Consider the following 18,000-nt stretch of genomic DNA (forward strand, 5'->3'; position numbering starts at 1 on the left):
TCGTTCTGGTTTGTGTTTTCTTCCGTTATGTTAGTTTTACCCTCTGCTATTTTAGTTTTTGCGAGGTTCAGGATCAACATATGTCATCCAAATCTCCTTGAATTTTTCCAGAATAGTTCGTAATTTCTTTGGGTCTCCTTCCGCCAAGAATTTTCCGTCTTTCAGTGAAAAAGAATACCAGTCACCGGCTCCTTTCTGAATGAGAGAGTGATCAATCGCAACGCCGTCTAACTCGGTGAAATTAACTTCAATTTTTACCTGCCAACCCCGATCCTGTTTGGTATTAATATCAATTCCGTATTCGTGTTCCCAATCTCCATCACATTGAGACTCGTACCATTTCATTAACCAAGAAAACATGGTTTCGGATTCAGAACTAAAAACAAATTCTTTATTTTCCCAAATGGATCGAAACGCCTCTACTAAAATTGGAAGTTTAGAAGTATCTCCACTTGCTTTATAAACTGAATCTCTAATAAAATAAAAATACCAATCCGTTTCTTCCGTTTCAAATAAATCAGATTCTATTTCATAGTTTTCTAATTCTGTGGATTTTAAACCGACTTTAAATGTCCAACCGGGATTGCTGACCGTATATATATTAATTTGGTTCTCTCGTTCCCAAATCCCATCGCATTGGTTAGAATACCATTGAATCAACCAATTGAAGATATCTTCTTGTTTCATTTTTGAAACCTCGGATTATTAGGCAGCTCATTAGAACTTGGGTCTCTCACGCCACCAGAAATATTCTTTCCTTGGACATGCGGGGTTCCATGGTCTTCTTTTGTTATTGAATTTGTATGTGTTCGCCCTCTTGAACCATCCGGTTGTCCACCATCAAATCTGACTTTAGGATCAAAGTGACCTGTTTTCGTTTTCTCATACGTTTCATATTTGAAAATATTTCCATCTTTATCTCTCTTGAAAGATGTATGATCGCCGACTGCTGATGCTTTTATTTTATCACCTGGATTATCTTTGTAAGGTGCAAGTTTATTTGAGGATCGAGTTGACCCAAGATCGGATTTACCGGCACCATTCCCAGTATTGTTCCCTTTATTTGTAACGCCTGACTTTTCACCATCATTAGATCCATTTTTACCATCACCGCCAATACTTTTTTGAGATCCTTTTTTTGCATTCAATGGATCAAGACCGGTCTTCTCCATCTGTTTCGCATCACTTGGAGAAACGGAAGTGTCTCTAGGTTTGTTCGCCTTATTCGGATTAACTACATCCCCACAGTTTATTGTTCCAGAAGAACAAAGAGCCATTCCCGTTGCGGCTAAACCTTGTAAGACGCGTGCTACTACTGGAATGAGTTGGACGTAATGCCCCGTAGGATCTTTCGCCCCAATCGGATTTCCCTTCACATACGAGAATCGGTTCCAACCTTGCGTATCAAACTCACCATCAATAATAGAATCCGCACTTGTAAATCTCGCAATCCCCGGGTCGTAGAACCTTGCATTGTAAAAATAAAACCCAGATTCCCGATCGAGTTCTTGCGAGTTGTATTTCGGAGCAAAGTTCGAATCGCCCCGTTGAACAAACGTTTCCCCGTACGGAAGATACTGCATCTTCGAAAGAGTCTTCCCCTCGTCGTCTAACACGAGAGAGACGGAATCAACTTGATCCGTTAGGAAGTAGGCAAGCGCGCCGACTTCGTTTAACGCGGCAATACGAACCCCGTTCAAATAAACATTGTTAACCGAAGTGATAACATTTTCGGACTCGATAAACTCCAAACCAAAGAACTTGCTTGGATACAAGATCTCAACGTTTGCAAAAACATTGTTTTTGGGTTCGAGAGAAGATTTGCGAATCCGAAATCCACCTTCGTCATACCAATAACTTCCAAGAATTGCATTGTTTCCATCTTGAATCTGAACAATTCTGTCTTGCGAATCCACACTGATTCGTTTGGTTAAGTCTTTTGCATTGTCTCTTTGACGAGTCAAATTCCCATTGGCGTCGTATTGCATGACAAAGGCATCGTTCCCGGATTTACTCGAATCAATGTTCGTCACTTGATGGTTTGTGTATTGGTAACTCCACTCGTCAGAGATCGCACCACTTGCAGGATCATGAAACCGTTTGGAAGTTAAGTTTCCATTCTTTGCATACGAAAAAGATTGCTGAAAGCGTTTAGAAAAATTAGAATTGGAAGATTCAAAATAGTTACCAGTCGCGTTTGTTAAACGACCCAGACCGTCATAGCCATAAACAAACTGAGTGTTAAAGTCAGAAGAATTATTAACAATATTCGTAATATTGTTGTTTGGATTGAAAGAATAGACAGCGTCTTGTAAAACTTTGTTACTTCCGTCCACATCCCCGGAAGAGTTGAGACGAATCATTCTCCCTTTCACATCATACGAATAGTTCGTAGAAATCCCGTTCCCCAGAGTTAAACTTGCAGTCTGACCAAACTCGTTGTATGTGATTTTTTCTACGATGTCTTTGTTACAATATCCGGGTAAAATTCCATTTGTATTGACTTGAACGGAAATTTCGCTGATATACCCGGCTGTTCCATATTCATAACAGGCACGCATTCTCCCGTGTGAAATCGGATGTTCCGGGTAATCAATACGAGTCACACGACCAAGTAGATCATATTTAGTTTCCGTAATATACAAAACAGATGTTAGGAACGAGGAGTTAGGGGTTAGGGGATTTGTGAGGATTGTGCGAGTTTCTTTTTTGACTCTCCCGAGTTTGTCGTAACTAAAGGTTTTGTTTTGATTGGAATCTTCGATTCGGACCAGTTTTCCGACAGAGTTTTCTGCTCCCGGAAAAGAATCATACGAATATTGAATATTCCCTTCTGGGATATTTTTGATACTAATCCGACCGATGGAATCATACGACAAGTTTGTCGTAACACCTTTCGCGTTTGTACTACTTGTTAAATCTCCAAATGCGTTGTAATTGTAGGAACTCACACCCAAGTCAGGATCACTTTCCGCACGCAGTTTCCCAAATGCGTCGTAACTCCAGTAGGTCTGGTTTCTTCCACTGACGTCTTTTGTGGGATATTGAGCGACCCATGGGGAGCGTTGGCGTTGGCTCTCGACGGAGTCGGGAATACCCGCGCTTGGATTTGGACAACTCATCAAACTTGAGTCATTGAGATCACTTTTCTTAGTTCTGTTTCCAGCAATGTCGTAACAAAACCCGATCTTTGCCTGTGTCCCGTCACTTGCAAAGTCTTCGACGTACAGGATTTCTCCTTTAGCGTCCTTTACGATTCGTTTGCTTGTGCCAGAACTGTGATTCTCAGTCGTTTCAAAAGCAGAGTTGTATGTGGTTGTAATGGTTGTAGGAGAAGTTTCCCCTTGGGCTGTCGGTAGAATTGTTTTTTTGACCCGACCGATCGGATCATATTCAAAAGATGTCGGATTTTTTTCTTCTAAGTGTAGAACAAACCGGTCGATTTCTCCAGAAGTTGCCCAGTTGGATTGTCCTTTTCGAACTATCTTTCCAGTTCCGTCATACACAAGTCTTCCGGTGATCGCATAGTTTCCGTTCGACGCACTTTTGACTGTGTAGATGTTCCGACCCATTCCGTCGGAGTAGGTCCTACTTGCAAAGTCAGGGTCTCCCGTTCCGGATGGTAGAATTGTCTTTGCGGAAAGTGGAAAACTGGAATCATACGAGTGAGTTGCCACAGTACGAGTTCCGTCATCAGTGTCTGCGCTGTTTCTTGTTAATCTTCCAAAGTTGTCATATTCAAAATAGATTTTGTTTCCGTTTGGATCTGTGATTGTGGTCGGAGCTCCGAACGCGCTTTCGTAGTTGATCTGATGTGTGGTCGTAAAAGAAATACTTCCACCGAAATTGACTTTTTGGATAACAAACTGATTCAGTTCCTTGTCGTACGAGTAGGATGTTCCACGGGCCGGACTTGCGCTTGTATCTTTTTCTGTAATTTGGTTCCCGTGATTGTCGGTTTCATACTCGATTGTATGAGTTCCTACAGCCTCTAGTCCGCTTCCTGTGTACGAGCTTGTGCGTTTTGTGAGATTTCCGCGACTGTCGTAAGAAAGTAGTGACGTAATCTCGTGAGAACTCCCACTGAATGTCACAGAACGAGTCGCCCGTCTTTGATTGGTTGTATCATCGGTTTCAAAATCCGTAACACTCGTTGTGGTCGTAACACCGTGAACTGTGTCGGTAAAGTGATCCGTGGTTGTGTCGGTCTTCCGACTGAGTTTGGTTCCATTCAAAACGATGTCGGAACTTTGTGTTGTGGTTCTTGAGCCACTCAAAAACTTTTCAATCTTAGTCGTAACGGGGAGATAACTGGTCACACCCGGTGCAATTGCAATTTGCTTGATCTCATACGAAGTCTGAATCGTACCGTAATCGTTGTTGTCATTTCCGATGATACGAGTTTCTTTCTCCGCACCGGCCAATGCACGATTCATTAGGAAATCGGAATAGGGAGTCGTATGGTATTTGTGAGTCGTTCTTTCTCCATATGCTTCGTGAACGGTAAACTCACTGAACCCAAAATAGTCGGTTTCTTTTTTTTCGTTGATAAACGAAGAGAATGCAAATCCATTCTTGTATTCGTAGTTTTTTGCAATGATGTTTGAAAACCCGTCGTCGATCGTGACTTTGGTGCAAACTCTGTAACTTGTGGGGAGGTCTGGAATCTCGTCTTCCCCTGTGTTGTCAAACTTCGTGGAATTGGAATATTCGAAATCATAAATGCCCCCAATCCCGTTTTTGACTTTTTCAATGATGTCGGGCACCGTCCCTGTCGAAAGTGCAAAATACCAGTAGGGTTCTTTCAAATGAAAGATTCCGATGTCTGTTAAACCATCTCCGTTGTAATCCCCTTGGATCCACTGGAAAACATAGACTTGTGAAACAAGGTCGGGACGATCCAAAGATTTTGTGACGACGTTACCCGGAAGAGAAAGGATTTTACTCTGTGCTAAGTCATACAGCTTGTCTTCTCCACCGGAGATTACAATCGGATTTCCTCCATTGTCAAACCGGTCGGTAAACCCGACGGTTCCCGCATTGTATGAATTTTTTGTAATATTCGTAGAATTGATTTTAACTTTGGTGAATGTTGTACCGTTGTCCTCTGTTTTCCCAAACACAATTGAGCCGTCGGAAGTGAGAGCATATACAATACCCGCTGGGCTTTTTGAATTGTAATCGGATGTTGTGATCGGAAGTGTAAACTCTCCCGTTAATTTTTTAAATTGAATTTGGCTTCCATTAATCGTTCCCAAATACCATTTGGAAACCGGATTTCTTCGATCCACGATCACAAGTTGTGCTTGTGTGGTTGTAAACTTTCCCGAAAACAAACTGAATTCTTTTCTTCTTTGTCTATTCTCGCTTGTAGTTCCTGCTTGGAAAAAATCGTTTAAGTCGGTAGCAGTCAAATCTCCACTTGGAGTTAAAACCTTAGTTCCACCCAAACCGGAAAGAACAAACCTTGCATTTCCGCTTGCAGTCTGATCATCCAAAATGAGAACCGACTGAGAATTATTGTTCTCAAAATGATCCACTACAATTCCGCTATGGAACGGATCAAACTTTGTAACGTCCGTATCGGTGAACGTTGCTACATTCAAAACATCGAATGTGGTTCCGTTTGTATGTTTAATTACAAAAAACTGATTCGTATTTCCTTGTTTTTTGTAAAAGAGAACTTCGTCTTTTGTGTTGTTTGTGTATCTGTCCGGTTTTCCGCCAAAGAGGGTAGTAATTCCGGAAGCTTCCGGGTTGAAGTTTGTATTGACCCTTTCTGTAAAAGTATTTCCGGTCTTAAGGTCCCATACGTTTGCTTTTCTGTCAAAGATCAAAAGTTCGGGAGAAGCAGAACAGTCGTCCTGAGTAAAACATCCCGGAAATACGAGTTCTCCTTTTTGAAAGTTTAGATTTCCGTCATATTTGTAACTGAGTAAAATCGTTTTTGTATTGCTCGATGCTGCAAAACTTGTTTTATCCGATTCTATTTTCACCTCATCCTTGGGAAGAGGAGTTTTTAGGATTCTGTCCTGGTCAGGTCCGTAGCTCATGTCACTGTAGATTTTGTACCGAAATCCGTTTTGTGTGGCTTCTCCAATCCAAAACTTTCCGTCGCTTGCAGAGTAAAATCCGATGTCTGTTCTTCCATCTCCGTTAAAGTCCCCTTGGATCCAACGAGTTACGGTTTTGAACTGAGGAGTTCTGGACCAAATCTTGAAATTGATTGTCCCGTCTCCTGTTTCACCTAACGTCCATTCTCCGTTACTACGATCGAATAGTAGAAAATCCGAAAGACCATCCCCGTTAAAGTCTCCGCTAAATCTGTCGTGTCCGAATAACGCCTGTTCGGGTGCGGTGAACACTTTGTAAAGTTTCCATTGCATTTGGAAATAAACGGAATCGTTCTTGTTTGGATTGCGGTGATTTTCGCCTACAAACCACTTACCCGATCTGGAATCATACAAGGAGATATCCGTTCTTCCGTCTCCGTTGTAGTCTCCTACGAGAAAGTTCACCTTGTCGTGATCTTTGCCGGGTTTAGAAGTATCGTTTGTGTTCGAACTATCTAAATTAGAATCTGGAGTATAATCGTTTCTGAATACGTTTTGAAATTTTTTAGAAAACCTAAGAAATTCAAAACTTCCACCCTTGTTGAGCATCAAAGTCCATTGACCGGTAGGTTCGTCAAAAAGAACACTATCACTCAGTCCGTTTCCGTCATAGTCGCCTGCAAACCATTCCATCCGAAAGATGTCCGGGATGCCGTACATGAGTCTTCCGTAACTTTTAAATTGAAACACGCGTCCGTCGTGTTCCGCTACGATAAAGTCTCTCGTAGCAGGTAAGTAAAAAGCGATGTCACTCTTTCCGTCTCCGTTAAAATCACCGCTCATATTCCCTTTAAAAAATCGGATCTTTTCTAACGTATCGTATCCTTGATACCGGTTTGCATACAGTTTGAAGTTGTATCCTCCTTCTTTTCTTCCTTCCGCGGCTTTCCAGTTTCCTGATTTCGGATTAAAAAAGAGGATGTCGCTGATCCCGTCACCGTTATAGTCTCCTTCAAAGTATTGTGTAGAATTCGGATCCTCTTCTGTTTCGGATGACGTTTGGTTGGCTATCGTTTGCCAAGTCAGCAATCTGCTCGAAGATTGATAATAAAACTCAGGACTTGTAGTATGTCGACTCGATTGTATGTTTTTCAGTCGTGGTCTTGCGGAATCGGAAGAGGTTTCATAGATGGGAATATATTCCCAGAGTTTACCGCCGTTGTCCCAACCGACTTCGATTCTTTCAAGCAGTCTGTCCATCTTCATGAGGAAACCAGGCGCGTTCGAGACGTAAAAGTCTTCTCTTTGTTTGGTAAAAAACTTTACGTATTGGCGTGCGGAAACACCACTTTTAGAATTTCCTGTATATCTGATTTCTTTTAAATATAAATTTCTGTTTTTTGAATATTCCGAATTGTCGTAATGGACTTGGAGATAGTTTCCGTTTTTGTCTTCGTTTTTGGAAAAATACCAGCTGTAGGTTTGATTTGGAGCCTGTGGGTTGAAGATTCTGCTTGCGTTTGTTTCTCCGAATACCGTTTTGGTTCCGGACGAATCGAATACTTCCCAAACCCCACCGCTTTCTATATTAATTAGTCTTAATATTACGAGTTCTTCATTCGTGATTTCCGGTCTGTAGATTCCGTTTTCGTTTGTAGTCGAACCCGATACTTTTACGAGTTTTTGTCCGTTCCAGGTAAACGTATCCCTTGCGTCATACCAGAGGGCTCCGTATTCCGGTGTTCTTGTGATGGATCCAAGCCCTAAGCTCCATCCCACTCCCAACCAACCGTCTCCTCCCGTGGAAGAATACGTTATGCTCAGCTTAGGTTCAACACCGGACCTTCCCGCGGGCGTTTGAATCGGATACGTAAGACTTACGTTTCCGTAGTGACCCATTTCAGGTGGTGCTATGAATCCAGCTCCCGCAAGCGGATCCGCTTTTGTTTCCGGATCGTCGATCGCCTGGCTATAGTTAGTCGATATGGAAAAAAGGTCGCTTCCTTCGGGTGCGGGAGCACTTCCGGGTGATCCGTTTCCGGATCCGGGGCCGCTTCCCACTCCGCTTCCCGAAGACGGAAAGCTTGTTCCGGGCACGAGTCCCGCAAGCGCCATCCACCAATTGTTTTTGTTTCCGTGTTTGCCCGGCAAGAGCCCGCAGCTTGCGGAAAGTAACAAAATACATGAGATGAGTAGTATATTCTGATAAAATCTATTTACTAAAACGCAAGTGTTCCGACAGGAACCCCACTTTTTACTTGCAAAAAGGTTGATTTTCTGATACTGAAAAGTCTCCCGAGTTTTCCCGCCACCTCTCCACCTCCACCCAAACGCGGGTGGGGCCGATCGTTTCACAGAGGATTGTCGTACTTCCGACGATTTTATATACAAATCCGAGTGGCTTTCAAAAACATCTAGACCACTCGAAAAAACACTTTTGAATATCATAATCTTAGTATATTCCATTCTAATAGTTTCTATTTTGCGTCAATCGACAGATCGAACTCACTTCCACAAAGCCTTCCGAAGGAAGGCCCCCATTTTAGTGGATAGGAACTTTACAGAGTAAAAAAATCGTACTTTATCAGAGCCTGATTCTTTTCGTACTAAAATGTAACTTGTAAAGTCCCTAACCCCTAAAACCTAAAACCTAACCACTAGAACTAATACTTGATCTTAGCTCGGATCGTAAAGTCCCTGTCGATCAAAGGAGACACAAAGAAATTGTTCAGGCCGTATTTCAAAGCGCCCGGGTTTGCAAGATCCACTTTGGCTCCTCGTATTCTTTGTTGTGTTTTGTCTTGAGAAAGCCACATTACAAGCCCGAGACCATTGTTTACAACGGCAGTTCCTCGGTATTGAACTCCTTCGTTTGTAGTACTGATCTGAAATTCTTTTGGACCGTCTACTGTAAATGTGGATAGGTCGCTGACTCTTCCCCAGATGGTTCGTCTTGTCCCGTTGATTTGGTCCCAAGTAGTTAGAATTTTATTTCCTGATACAATAGAGCCGGTTAAGAAGAGATTTCTAGAATCCGCACTCATCTGAGCCAAAGACAAAGCGTTTGGATACAAAAATTGCCCCGCTTGCAGATCCAAAATCCTTAAAAGAGCATCTTTACCGTTCTTTCTATACGTCAAAATCCCCCGATCTCCAAAAGAAGTCAGCTTGAGAGAATCCACATTTCCAGACTCCGCTTCTATATTAGAAGTTCCTAATAAATTGGAATTCGAAGTGTCAATCCCTCTTCCTAAAATTACTCCGTCGTTTCTTCTCCAAAGAACCATTCCCCTTCCTACAGTAGCTCCCACTTGCAAAGAATCCACGGGTCTTGTGGCTTCACTCAAAAGGGTTTTGTCTGTTCCGATCTTTGTGCCCGTAGCCATATCGTAAACGGAACCGTAGACTGTATGATCTTCGAAGCCTAATTTTTTCAAATGAGAAGCGATTACAACCTGATTGTTACTATTTGCCTCTGCTGCAAAATCCATTTGATAGTATGGAATGTAATAAGCAAAATACATCCCCATTATTGGATTGACTGATCTAGTTTCCGAAAAGCTTGCTACAGGAATTGTTGCTGCTAAGAGGGCTCCCGTATCTAAACGAATCGTTCTAGTATAATTTCGATATACTCTGGACTCCAAAAAATAGCAATTACTGTAGTTCATTCCACAATAGAAATTAATGTCCCAACCAAATGGAATTGAATAATCTGTAGAAAGTACCGATGACATTGAAAATTCGTTCCAAACAATCGCCGCCTTGTCACTTCCAATTGCAGCGTCTATAGCAAAAGAAAAATTAGCTCCAGGACTCGGCATTAAGGACGATGGAACAAATCGAGTTACAACCAAAACTTCACTTCCTACTGAAGCCAGTGTATTCAAATCTTTGACACTCGCGTAAATATTGTATCCACTTTCCCAAGCAATCACCGCTTTTCCGTTCTTCGCCTTTACGATATAATTCCCGGTGGAAGCCGTCGAATTGATGTTAAACGGATTTCCCAAAGCTTGTCCCGTACTAATCTGATTGTATCTTCCAATCAAAGTAGTTCCCTGTCTCCAAACCGTCAAGGCAACGTCCCCGTGGTTCGCTACAGCTGCATATGCTAAATCTTGAGCGTTCACATCCGCACTGACGGTAAAGTCCGTGTTGGTACTTTCCAGACGATAGGATTTGCCCGTAGCCGCGGTCAAACGAACCAGTCCGGAATATAAGAAATTGCTAAAGTCCCCGCCGTCCGCCCAGGAATTCCAAAGGGCCACACCTTCGTTGTAAATCCCCATCCAGTTGAGAGAGTTCAACTCGGGAGAAAAACCCAAACAAGAACCTGGATGGAACGGACTTGAGGAACAACTCACGTTACCGTTTAACAAAAACGGTTTGAATTGAATCTGATCGAACGCCGTGGAGTTAAAGGAAGAATTCACAAAAGTATTCCAATCGGCGGTAAACCCGGTATCAACCGAAAGTCTGACATCCGGAGAAGTTAAAGTTCCCGGAACATACACAGAAGTAGTCTTCTGAGCGTCTATTTGAATCAGACGATCTAGTTGAACGTCAAAAGAACCGTCCTGTGCCGCGGGTAAAACCTGAACCACTTTGTAGTTCGTGGAATCTCCTTGGATAAAAAAATCATCTCCGACGTTCACCGATCCGTATGAGTTCGCCACTTTGACAAGACTCGTACCTTTAACGATCGGAACTCCCGCTTCTCCTTTCAGTTTGCGAACCTGAGAGAAATGCAAAGGCCAGATTGTCTTACGATACGCGGTATTTAAAGCGGGTCGAATATACAATTTTACTAAACTAATCGCTGGATCGACAGTAGTACTGAGCGTGGGAAGTTGAACACAAAGGGTATACGTCTGGCCGATAAAGTCCAGGGTCGTGCCGCAGTTTTTCAATTTGTAAGGATCGTTGGAACTTAAGTCTTTAACGACATGAAACCAATCCGTCCTATTCCCGCCAAAACCCAGACTGATTTCAAAATCGGCGGCCTGATTGATATTGTAACGATCCGAAGAAACCTGAGGATTGTAAGAGAAATTTGTAAAATACTGATACGGACCCGTATCCACCGCAGAACCGAAGTTAGGCGAAAGATATTTCGTTTTATCCAATTTGATCTTTAATTCGACCTTTTCACCAAAACCGACCTCACCCAAATAAAGAGAATTCGTATCCGGATAATAAGGATGATTTCCCAAGGTTTTTAGATCCCATTTTGTATTTAAGGGATAACCGTTTCCGGTTTCTAAAGGATTGGTTCCAAACTTCTGTTCCACTTTGATAAAGTCCTTAAAAGAAATGTAAACTAAGTCGTAGTTGTCACCCGCCCAGATGATGGAATCCACTCCCTTTAAAATCGGAGCGGCAACCGCACCTCTCCAAGGATCAAATTTACGAACATTCCCTGAGTCGGTCCAATACTCGGTGGGAGAATAAAACTTCCCCTTGGAATAGATCGCCCAAACACCCGAGTTCGTCTTTTCGGATTCCGACCATTGGCTATACGGTTTTTGAACGCAAGCGGTTCTAGTCACACCGTCCGAACCGGTGCTTGTTTCGTCCGTACAAGGAAGGCTTGTGCTAATACCACCGAAGGACTGAATACCTTTAAAATACACTCTGGATTCCGCAAGAGTAGGAGCCGATTCGGACAAGTCGATAACATAATCCTTAAATGTAATATTGTCCCCCGAACAGGAAATTCTTTCCAAAGCTTTTTTCAAACTGATCCCCGGAGAAAAAACGTCCGTAGACTTAGTGTTACACGGATTCGAAACGTTAGGAGTATCAAACGCGGTCACACGAAACATTTCTCTCACACCGGGGCCGTAAACCTTCAAAAGAGCGGTTCTACCTTTTGCGTTTTCTTCTATGATTTTAAGATTGTTACCCGTAAAACTGAGCAAACTCGATTTGTAATTGGAATCCGCGACGTGGGTCATGGTATAGTCCACGATCATGATCTTCGGAGTATAACCCGCCGCGATCGCCTTTTCCACTTCCGCAGTATTCAAATTTGTTAATTCAACAACGTAAGGACCGAAGTCCGAGCCGCCGTAGACTTCCACTTCAAAAAGACTATAATCGTCGTTTCTCAAACGAAAGGAGGACATAGGAACGAGTTCCCCGCCGGGAGTTTCAAACATCAAAGAACAAAGAATGTTTGAAATTTTAACCGGCATGTTGACCGATAAATTTTTGATATAGAGAGCGGCGCGAACCGCGCCCGAGTTTGGTTCAACTGTGGAAGTTTCGTTGATCTTAGAAGATTTATCGGAACGATACTTTCTCGCTTTGTTCGTGGAAGAATCGGATTTTAAATTCCAAGCGTCCCGATCGATGTTGTTTTTAAAAGGACGATCCGCCCATTTTGTAGTGGTGGCGGATGTGGCGTTTTTAGCATTCCAACTATCTCTAGTACTATTGCTGTAGTTCATACCCACGGAAACAAGACCCATCCCAAACCCGGAATTCATACCCGCGGATATGGATCTTTCGTGTGACTGACCTAGATCCGTTTCGGAACTAAACGAATCCTGGAATTGAACGGTTCTTTCGTTTAACTCGTTTTGATGAATTTTTTCGGAACCTTCGTTTTTGGAAGCTTCAAAGTCGTTCGAGTTGATCTCGCTTACGATCTGATCGCTTTGGTTGCTCGAATTTTTTAGGATCTGTATCTTTAAAGTAACGGGAGGCGCGATCGTAGTTTCGATTTGCGGATAGTCCGCAACCCAAACGTTCGTCAGAGTTTCATTCTGATTTAAAATTCCGTCTCCGTCAAAGTCGTTCACGATATTGGTACCCGTAGGATCGATCGTTCCCATCAGTGCATTCGAATTTACTAATCTTCCCGGAGGAAGGTTGAAAATTGCGTCCACAGGTGTTACCGGATTTGAACCGGATCCCCCTGAACCTCCGTTACCCGGTCTTACCGGAACACCTTCGTTGTTCACTTGGGTTTTTACAGGCTCCGCGGCCAACCAAATTGCGCCCGCAAGATCCACGTTATCCATCGTATTATGATCCTTCTCCAACCAACTACAGGACGCAAAAAGCGATAGGAATAATAATGATAAGAAACGGAAATACGACATCCGACGAATCTTCGACATTTTTCACCTCTTTGTTTTACGCTTTTGAACTTTAACGTTCCCACCCGAAATACAATTGTTAGCCAAAGCGCATTACGATTGTTATACGATTGCTTCCGATGGAAAAGACAAGATACGTTCAAATTACAAAAGTTTCATATTAGCTATGAAAAAAACGAAGTCTGTCGTGGCTACAGAAAACCGAAAAAATGTTCTTTTTTGTGATGTTATTACTAAAAATGTATCAAATTTTTGACTCAATTTGAGTAAGAATTATCCGTATCGCCAAACGTTCGTTATTGATAAAGAGATCGTTTTGAATTAGATTTTTTGAAAACGGATCTGATTTTTACATTTTTTTATTCTTATTTAAACTCATCTTATAATAAAGAATGCTGAAAAATCGAATGTTTGTAGTTTGAGGTCATTTAGAACGGGATACTAAAACTATTGAATTACTATTCGGACGTATGAAAAGAATGCCGTAATACGTTAGTTTCAAAAATTAGAATGTGAATCTTCTTCAAAAAAGCTGACAATTTCGAATTCGACTCGATGTTTCGTTTATGGAGTTTGTTCCAAAAACCTAACACTACGATTCGTAAAAAGTAGTGCTGCTTTGAGTCCCGGTCAAAAGTTTTAGGAGAATCGCTTCTGGATCGGTCTCTCGGACGTTATATATAAAAAAAAAAGTTTCTTTGAGAATTTCAAAAACCTTTTCGATTCATTTGAAACATTGTGTCGAATACGTGAAAGAAAAAGCGAGAGAACAGGGCGCTGACGTAATCATTCTAGCGGATACAGGGATTATAAATACCTTACAATATACGCCTGGAACGCAAGCGGGAAATACATCGAACCCCGGTCGAGTAACAAATAGCAGCGGTCAAATTCAAACCTGGGAAATCGCAAGAAAAAAATTGACCAAAGCAATAAAAGACAAATAAGAGTTCTCAAAAACTAAAACGAAATCACATCGGTAAGATCGAAACAAAACGCAAGTTCCTACGGATAACGACACATAGAAAAGTTATAGAAATACTAGCAGACTTAGGAGTTCCAACATCCGCGATTTGGGGCGGAATTAAAAGTGGATAACAAACAAAAGGATCGAAAACTAGAATTAAGACTTAAAACCCTTTTTTTTACGTTTACTGCTAGCCGCTTTGAGAGTTTTGGATCTTTTCTCGGAACCAACCGGCTTTTCGTCAAAATGAAAGAAAAATTCAAAGGATTTGCCAAGGATTTTATAGATTTTCCAGAATTCGATAACGTCAAGACGCCTTTCACCGGATTCAATTTTGGAAATATAAGATTGAGGTTGGCCCAAACGCATAGCAACCTCAAACTGAGTAAGGTCGGCGTCTTTTCTGGCGGCGATTAGATTTTTGCAAAAAATTTTCGCTTCGCGTGAATGGATGGATTTGAACAAAACGGGGAAATTCTACATTCTGAAATAGAATATACCAAAATAGGATATTTTCATGGAAAACATGGGTGGATGCGGGGTTTTAGGGATCAGATGTTAGGAATCGGTGGATAGGACTTTACAGATTGGACGAACTGTATCAAGGACGCTTGGAGGAAAAACCGAACCAACGAAACAGAAAAAAGTACAACCCGGCATAACCCGCTAAGCAAAACCAAAATACGATACTACCCGGAATACCCGCGTTACGATGAATGGCAAACAGAAACATTGCCGGAAGGTTGGCGGCCGTAAAAAGAAATGCCACCAAGCCTTTGTTAGCCGAACTAACGGCGACTAGTTGATAGAGATGTCTACGATGAGCTTTGAAGATATTTTCCCGATCCTTAAGCCGAAGTAGGATGGTGATAACACCGTCCACAAAAAAAACGGGAAGCAAAAAGAAAGCCGAAGAGATTTCAAAACGAGCCCAATGAAAAACATCGATAAAAAGTAAAGGAAGAACCGCAATGGAATAACCGAGAGGAAGCGAACCCGCATCTCCTAAAAAAAGTTTCGCTTTGGGTAAATTGAAACCCAAAAAACCGAAGACGCCCGCGCAGATCCAAAAAAAAACCGAAGGAAGTTGGGATTGAAATAAAAACGGGAACGCAAAGACAGAAAGAAGAAAATGAGAGGAAAGATACGAATCAAGACCGTCCATAAAATTACAAACGTTGACGACGAACAAAACGTAGACGATCAAAAACAACGTGGAAAGTCCCGGAACGTATCCGGTGTCAAAACCCAAAAACGAAAATCGAATCGGTTCCAGGAGAAAAAAAGCGAACAGGAAAAAAAATTCCAAAACGAGACGGACACCCGAACCGAGAGAAAACAGATCGTCCGCCAAACCGATCGAAAAAAAGAACAACAGACCCGCAAAAAAAGAAAAATTTTCCGATCCGGAATTTCAAAACCTCCGAACCAAATCACGGCCAAACAAAAAACCGGAAGAAAGATCCAAATTCCTCCCGATTTTTTCGTAGTGCCGACATGCATACTTCTTTCGTTCGAAATGTCCGAGATACCGAACCGTTTGGAATGGAGATAGATCCAGGAGAAAAAGGACGTGACTAAAAAAACGAGAACACACAAAAGTCCGGGGTTCCAGAAAAAAGAAAACTGTTTCACTAGCGATCCAGCCTAGAAGGAAGAAGTCTCACTGCAATCAGAAATCGAAACGATTTTGATTGCCAAATCAAGCTAAAGGAAAGAATCTAACCTTATGTTCCAGGGCGTTTATACGGCGATCATCACACCATTCAAAAACGATAAAATCGATTACGAGAGCTATAACAAACTACTGGAAAAACAAATCAAGGCGGGAGTGAGCGGAGTTGTGCCTTGTGGAACAACGGGAGAATCGCCGACCCTTTCCCACACCGAACACGCGGAATTGATCCGGGAAACCGTCAAAGCCGTACAGGGAAAAATCCAAGTCGTAGCCGGAACCGGTTCCAATTCCACCCGAGAGGCAATTGAACTCACGCAAGCCGCTTGTAAGGACGGCGTGGACGGAATTCTTACCGTAAATCCTTATTATAACAAACCTACTCAAGAAGGACTCTTCCAACATTTTAAGGCGATCGCGGAACATTCTTCCGTGCCCGTAATGCTCTACAATATACCCGGCAGAACCTCCGTAAATCTACAACCGGAAACTGTACTTCGTTTGAGCGAAGTGAAACACATTCGTTCCATGAAAGAGGCGACGGGAGATCTGGGACAGATGGGAAAACTGATTTCTCTGGTAGGAAATAAAATGACCGTACTTTCCGGAGACGATAATCTCACGTTACCGTTGCTTGCGATCGGAGGGGTGGGGGTAGTTTCCGTCGTGTCGAATCTCTTTCCGAAAGCAATCGTACAGATGGTAAAGAACTTTCAGGATGGAAAGATTACCGAAGCCAGAAAGATACATTACGATTTTATAGAAGTCTTTGCGCTAGCGTTTATGGAAACCAATCCGATTCCGATCAAGGCGGCAATGGCTTGGTTCGGTCACTGCGGACCGGAGATCCGGCTGCCTTTGACCCGACTTTCCCAAAATGAAACAAGCGTAAAATACAAAAAGGCGCTCGAAACACTGAAAGAAAAAGGATACGAGTGAGAATGTCCGATTCAAAGTTTCAAATAGCGCTTATCGGAGGTTCCGGGAGAATGGGACGCGCCATCATCACGGTACTTTCTACCTCCGCCAAATCGACGCTTTCTACTTCCGTGGTAAGCGGAAGTTCGGTATTTTTGGGAATGGATTCGGGACTTCATTCCGGAATCAAACAAAACGGGATAAATTTTTCCTCCGATATAGAAGCGGCGGTAAGAGGAGCGGACTGCGTCATTGATTTTAGCACACATCAAAATATAGATGCGACATTGAAAGCGTGTCTCCAACATCGAAAGCCGGTAGTGATCGGAACCACGGGATTGACCGAACTCCAAAAGGACGCACTCAAAGTGGCCTCGAAAGAAATCGGGATTGTATATTCGCCGAACATGTCCATCGGAGTCAATTTACTATTCAAGTTAACCGAAATTGCGGCCAAGGTGATGGGAGAACACTCGGACATAGAAATCCAAGACATCCATCACCGACATAAAAAGGACGCACCGTCCGGAACGGCGGAAAAGCTGAAGAACATCCTTCTCGAAACGTTAGGCAGAACATCCAAGAACGTGATCCACGGAAGACACGGGATACTAAAAGAAAGGGACCCCAAGGAAATCGGAATTCACACAATCCGCGCCGGAGAAGTGATCGGAGATCACACGGTTTATTTCTTTACGCCCGAAGAAAGGATCGAAATCACACACAAAGCCCAGGATCGGAAAACCTTTGCGGTAGGATCGATTCACGCGGCGGAGTTTTTAGTGGGACGTAAACCCGGATTGTACGATATGTTTGCGGTTTTAGGATTGTAAGTCGGGGATTACGGATTGTTTTTCTTAAAGAATATATCTCTTTTCCCGCTCGGAAAAAATCCGTTCGTCATCGTGATCGATATATTGATCGTAGGATTTTTCATCTATCAGTTTTATACGACCATCCGAAGAACCAGAGGAATCCAACTTTTACTCGGGGTCGCGGTTATATGGTTCTTGGGAATTTTTGCGAGTTATTTCGAACTGGAACTACTGGATTGGATCATAGAAAGTATCCGTCCCGCCTTGGTATTTGCGATCATCGTATTACTACAACCCGAACTGAGAAAGATCACCGCGGACCTTTCCAAGATGAAGATTTTTCAGCCCTTTCTACTCAAACAGATGACCGATTTGGAAGAAATCACCGAAGCGGTCAAGATCATGGCAAAGAATAAAACCGGATCTCTCATCGCGATCGTGCGCGAAAACAGTCTGAAAGAAA

General features: G+C 42.6%; 7 protein-coding genes and 2 pseudogenes (1 of these 9 only partly in view). 4 read left to right on the forward strand and 5 right to left on the reverse strand.

Annotated elements, in window-relative coordinates; all coding sequences use genetic code 11:
• Positions 1–51 precede the first annotated feature (51 nt).
• The 3 genes from LEP1GSC062_RS08895 to LEP1GSC062_RS08905 form a co-directional block, all read right to left on the reverse strand.
• On the reverse strand, positions 52–687 hold the full coding sequence (locus LEP1GSC062_RS08895) for an Imm53 family immunity protein (RefSeq protein ID WP_010578698.1): 636 nt from the start codon (positions 685–687) through the stop codon (positions 52–54).
• Positions 684–8,168, reverse strand: coding sequence for a SpvB/TcaC N-terminal domain-containing protein (locus LEP1GSC062_RS08900; RefSeq protein WP_244265096.1), 7,485 nt, complete (start codon positions 8,166–8,168; stop codon positions 684–686). Before LEP1GSC062_RS08900 ends, LEP1GSC062_RS08895 begins: the two co-directional genes overlap by 4 nt.
• A 548-nt stretch (positions 8,169–8,716) precedes the next feature.
• A complete protein-coding gene (locus tag LEP1GSC062_RS08905) occupies positions 8,717–13,183 on the reverse strand; it encodes an LIC12048 family lipoprotein (protein ID WP_217699487.1) in 4,467 nt (1,488 codons plus the stop codon).
• A gap of 707 nt (positions 13,184–13,890) precedes the next feature.
• Here LEP1GSC062_RS08905 and LEP1GSC062_RS08915 point away from each other — a divergent pair.
• Positions 13,891–14,109 (forward strand): annotated as a pseudogene (locus LEP1GSC062_RS08915) (LA_1841 family salt-regulated protein); the annotation flags it as partial.
• Positions 14,110–14,285: 176 nt separating this feature from the next.
• Here the strand turns inward: LEP1GSC062_RS08915 and LEP1GSC062_RS08920 are convergent.
• Together LEP1GSC062_RS08920 and LEP1GSC062_RS08925 are read right to left on the reverse strand one after the other, a co-directional pair.
• Positions 14,286–14,594, reverse strand: a complete 309-nt coding sequence (locus LEP1GSC062_RS08920) for a helix-turn-helix domain-containing protein (RefSeq protein WP_020984103.1) — start codon at positions 14,592–14,594, stop codon at positions 14,286–14,288.
• A 136-nt stretch (positions 14,595–14,730) separates the two neighbouring features.
• Positions 14,731–15,764, reverse strand: a pseudogene (locus tag LEP1GSC062_RS08925) (MraY family glycosyltransferase).
• A gap of 94 nt (positions 15,765–15,858) precedes the next feature.
• On the opposite strand from LEP1GSC062_RS08925, the gene dapA reads away from it, so the two are divergent.
• The 3 genes in view from dapA to cdaA are tightly spaced (at most 15 nt apart) and all read left to right on the forward strand, a layout consistent with a single transcriptional unit that may run on beyond the window.
• Positions 15,859–16,743: a 4-hydroxy-tetrahydrodipicolinate synthase gene (gene dapA / locus LEP1GSC062_RS08930; protein ID WP_020984132.1), complete on the forward strand. Its 885-nt coding sequence runs from the start codon at positions 15,859–15,861 to the stop codon at positions 16,741–16,743.
• Positions 16,744–16,745: 2 nt separating this feature from the next.
• Positions 16,746–17,555: a 4-hydroxy-tetrahydrodipicolinate reductase gene (gene dapB / locus LEP1GSC062_RS08935; RefSeq protein ID WP_010578704.1), complete on the forward strand. Its 810-nt coding sequence runs from the start codon at positions 16,746–16,748 to the stop codon at positions 17,553–17,555.
• 15 nt (positions 17,556–17,570) lie between these two features.
• Positions 17,571–18,000, forward strand: partial view of a diadenylate cyclase CdaA gene (cdaA, locus tag LEP1GSC062_RS08940; RefSeq protein ID WP_010578705.1) — the 5' portion only. It continues 395 nt past the right edge of the window; only the first 430 of its 825 coding nucleotides appear in the window; its start codon is at positions 17,571–17,573; the stop codon falls past the right edge of the window.

Origin of the sequence: Leptospira alexanderi serovar Manhao 3 str. L 60 (genome assembly GCF_000243815.2) — a bacterium.
Taxonomy (GTDB): domain Bacteria; phylum Spirochaetota; class Leptospiria; order Leptospirales; family Leptospiraceae; genus Leptospira; species Leptospira alexanderi.

Bases quoted from the DNA above. Each gene is read 5' to 3' on its own strand.
- dapA (WP_020984132.1), top strand. From the start codon at position 15,859: ATGTTCCAGGGCGTTTATACGGCGATCATCACACCATTCAAAAACGAT.
- LEP1GSC062_RS08905 (WP_217699487.1), bottom strand. From the start codon at position 13,183: ATGTCGAAGATTCGTCGGATGTCGTATTTCCGTTTCTTATCATTATTA.
- LEP1GSC062_RS08895 (WP_010578698.1), bottom strand. From the start codon at position 687: ATGAAACAAGAAGATATCTTCAATTGGTTGATTCAATGGTATTCTAAC.
- dapB (WP_010578704.1), top strand. From the start codon at position 16,746: ATGTCCGATTCAAAGTTTCAAATAGCGCTTATCGGAGGTTCCGGGAGA.
- LEP1GSC062_RS08900 (WP_244265096.1), bottom strand. From the start codon at position 8,168: ATGGCGCTTGCGGGACTCGTGCCCGGAACAAGCTTTCCGTCTTCGGGA.